This window comes from Rubrimonas sp., from assembly GCF_036788415.1.
Taxonomy (GTDB): Bacteria; Pseudomonadota; Alphaproteobacteria; order Rhodobacterales; family Rhodobacteraceae; genus Rubrimonas.
Genome location: NZ_DAIQNN010000211.1, coordinates 1 through 2,603, shown reverse-complemented (window position 1 = coordinate 2,603; position 2,603 = coordinate 1). Strand labels below are relative to the sequence as shown.

The following is a 2,603-nucleotide window of genomic DNA, read 5'->3' as shown; positions in this document are numbered from 1 at the left end:
AACACGCACCCTGCGGAACGTCGTCTGGCCGTAGACGATCCTGCCGACGTAGAGACGGTTGCGCAGAATGCCGGTCTGTTTCCCGAACCCGAGGCCGCAAACCTCGACGCGCTGCTCGCCCCGACCAAGGCCCGCCGGCGCGCCCGGAGGAAATCATGAGCCGACGCGTCATGATCGCCCTCGACTTCAGCGAAGGCGAACACCCGCTGGGCGAAATCGCCTGGATACCGGAGCGTCGCGGCGGTGGAGTGGAGCCGCGCCTTCTCCGCCCGGCCGCTCCCGCTCTCGCCCTACCAGCTCATGCATCGCGTAGGCAACGCCGCCGCCCAGGGTGACGAAATCCTTCGGGCCGTCGACGTTCTGATGGGCGGCGTCGCGACCCCATGATCGCGGCGTGAGCTGACTGGGTCGGCGGCCTCTCCCGCGGCGTTCTCCTTCGAGGGCCGTCGCATTCCGATCGTCGCGCCGCACCGTCAAGGTGTATGCACCGAGAGGCGCCCCTTCAGCCCATCAAAAGCATAGGGCTGAAGCAGCGCCCTGCTGCGGATCATGTCGTCGTCGATCGGGCTCAGCGCAGCGTCGCGGGCGATCTGGGGATAGAGATCCCGGATCGCCTCAATCTGGTTTTCGGCGATCGTCTCCGCCTCCGCTACCGAGAGAAGAAAGCTCGGCGCCGCCTCGATTGCCAGAGCGAGGCGGCTCTGACGGGACTGGCCGCGGACGGCCATGGCCTGATTGGCCTCATGCGAGAAACGCGGGCGCGGATCGAGATCATAGGCCGGCGTGAGCGTCATCCGCACGCCATCCCAGAAGGCGGCGTGATTGCGGGCATGGTCGTCGGTGTTGCCGATCAGGATGTTGAAGCACATCCGCCCGAAAAGCTCGCGCAGCGTGGCGGCAGGGTCAGTCCCCGCGTGGCGCAAGCGCAGGGCCAGGTCTTCGTAGCTGGCGTAGCGGGCCTCCTGCTCGGACAACCCCAGGATCGTGAGCCCCGAGACCATCGCGCGACGGGTCCAGCCTCGAGGGCCGATCTCACGATCGAACCGCTCGACGAGCAGGACGTCCTTGCCCGCCACCGCGACGAGCTCCGCGCGGGCCGCGCGCAGTCCAACCTCCGCGGCGAGCCGCAACGCCACGTACTCGCCCTTGACGACCGCATGCTGGTCGCCCGATGAGCTGAACTTTGCGATGAACTTGCGATCCCGATCGGTGATCTGCGCCTTCGGACGCGCGCCGCCGATCGATGTTCCGTGTCGGATGGCTTCCTCGAGCTCGAACGGAAGCGACGTCCCCCGCTCGATGAGATCGGCGGCGGCGAGAAGGGTGGCGAGATCCGCCTCGGACGAGAGCCGCGGCGTGTAGTCAGTCGCCGAAGCCTGGAAATCAAGGGCGCCGGTGCGGTCGGAGCCGGACTCGAGCATGTAGGTCAGCTCGTCGAGCCCATCGACGTCGATCGCCGCTCCGCGCGCACCGGTTAGCCGGTTCACGATCACGCGCCGTCCCCAGAGATCGGGCGCGCCGTCGCGCAGGACCGGCGCGATCAAATGAGGTGCCGGCGGGACATGAAGGCCCGGCTTTAGCGGCAGGTCCGGCAGGAAGAGGGCGATCGCAGCAGGATTGCCCAGATAGCTCCTCCCGTAGGTGAACTGATGGACCGACCCGACGCGGTCGATCCGTCCGGCGACGACCGGATCGACCGCGCCTGGCAACCAGACCCAGACGAACGCCCTCTTCGCCGGACGGAGAAGGCTAGAAGTCGTCATCTACGCGCCCCTGGGCGTGCTGGAACGCCCGCTTGCGCAGGAGCGCTCCGGCGCGCCGCTCCGCGTCGAGGCGCGTCTCCAGCCGGGATGCGTCCTCCTCGAAGAGCGGGACGCCGAGAATGGCGGACAGCTCGAACATCGTGCCGATCGCCACCCCCAGGTCCCCGCGTTCGGCGCGCGCGATCAGCGGGCGCGAGACGCCGGCGCGTTCGGCGAGCTCGGCCGCCGTCATGTTGCGCTCAAGACGCGCGCTGCGGATCATGCGGCCGAGGAGCTCCGCCGCGCTGCGGGCGATCGGGGAATGGAGGCGCGTCGTCTTGGGCATCACGGGCTCCGCAAGCGCCATGGCACCATATGCGCCCTGCCGAAACATAGGAGGCATGGATCGCGGATATCAAGCAGCGTAGAATATAAAACTACTCTTATGGCAGTTATGACATTTTTATATATCGCCGTGATGACATTCCCCGGCATCCTTTCGCTACTATCCAGATGCGGCGGCCGCCGACCGCGCGCGCAAGTTCTGGAGGCCTAGCCCCAGCGACAGCGCCACAAGGCAGGGTCGCGCGCGGCCGCCGCCTGCTTCGCCACCCTTCGGACCGGGCGGTGCCTAGCGACGGACATGCAAACCGGGCGGCTGCTCGCCGCCGTCGCCGACATGGGGTTCTTCGCCGCGGGCGAGGTGCAGGCGGCTGATGAGGGTCGCGCGGCAGTCGACGGCATGGGCGAGTTCATGGACGGCGAAGCTGCTGTCGCCCACAAAGACGATCTCGCGCCCGGGCAGCCAGCGGCAGAGTTGCAGGATGCCCTGCCGGGCCCAGTCCGTCAGCAGCTTGTGCC

Annotated in this window: 3 protein-coding genes; all 3 read right to left on the bottom strand. The window is 67.8% G+C overall.

All coding sequences use genetic code 11. The features are described 5' to 3' along the window. Window positions 1-473 precede the first annotated feature (473 nt). Complete coding sequence (locus V7Q31_RS18650) at window positions 474-1,763, bottom strand: type II toxin-antitoxin system HipA family toxin (RefSeq protein ID WP_333835339.1); 1,290 nt, start codon at window positions 1,761-1,763, stop codon at window positions 474-476. Then, window positions 1,750-2,088 (bottom strand): helix-turn-helix transcriptional regulator, encoded by a 339-nt coding sequence (locus V7Q31_RS18645; protein WP_333835338.1) that lies wholly within the window; start codon window positions 2,086-2,088, stop codon window positions 1,750-1,752. The genes V7Q31_RS18650 and V7Q31_RS18645 overlap by 14 nt, the downstream gene beginning before the upstream one ends. A gap of 285 nt (window positions 2,089-2,373) precedes the next feature. Then, on the bottom strand, window positions 2,374-2,603 hold a 230-nt coding region (locus V7Q31_RS18640; RefSeq protein ID WP_333835337.1), incomplete at its 5' end, for a hypothetical protein.

Coding starts and splice junctions, on each gene's coding strand:
- V7Q31_RS18650 (WP_333835339.1), bottom strand. CDS start 1,763: ATGACGACTTCTAGCCTTCTCCGTCCGGCGAAGAGGGCGTTCGTCTGG.
- V7Q31_RS18645 (WP_333835338.1), bottom strand. CDS start 2,088: ATGCCCAAGACGACGCGCCTCCATTCCCCGATCGCCCGCAGCGCGGCG.